This is a genomic window from Bacteroides cellulosilyticus DSM 14838, from assembly GCF_000158035.1.
In the GTDB taxonomy this organism is placed as follows: domain Bacteria; phylum Bacteroidota; class Bacteroidia; order Bacteroidales; family Bacteroidaceae; genus Bacteroides; species Bacteroides cellulosilyticus.
In genome coordinates this window covers 1-555 of record NZ_EQ973507.1, presented here as the reverse complement: position 1 = coordinate 555, position 555 = coordinate 1, and the positions used below count along the sequence as shown (strand labels likewise).

At 46.3% G+C, this 555-nt stretch carries 1 protein-coding gene; it reads left to right on the top strand.

Annotated elements, in window-relative coordinates; all coding sequences use genetic code 11:
- The coding region (locus tag BACCELL_RS25360) for a putative collagen-binding domain-containing protein (RefSeq protein ID WP_007215044.1) at nt 1-543 on the top strand (543 nt) is incomplete at its 5' end.
- Between the last annotated feature and the right edge of the window lie 12 nt (nt 544-555).

The window sequence follows — 555 nt, the reverse complement described above, 5'->3', positions numbered from 1 at the left end:
TATGCCTACTGGTCGGTTTTTGCCGGTTCTTTTGGACATACCTATGGTAATAATTCCATCATGCAATTCATTAAACCGGGTGTTGGCGGTGCATACGGTGCAAAAGAACCCTGGTACGATGCTCTGAACAATCCGGGCTTCAACCAAATGAAGTATCTCAAAAACCTGATGCTGACTTTCCCATTCTTCGAACGTATACCTGACCAGTCCATCATTGCCGGCACAAACGGGGAACGCTACGACCGCGCCATCGCTACACGCGGCAAAGATTATCTGATGGTGTACAACTACACCGGACGTCCGATGAAAGTAGATTTCAGCAAAATCAGCGGTGCCAAGAAGAATGCCTGGTGGTATACCACCAAAGACGGCAAACTGGAATATATCGGTGAGTTTGAAAACGGAATACACAATTTCCAGCACGATAGTGGCTACAGCAGCGGAAACGATCATATCTTGATTGTAGTGGACAGCAGTAAAGACTATGTAAATAAAGAATGGGACGAACTGCCCGATGCACAACAGCGATGGGAGAAAAAGTAAGTACAACGTCAC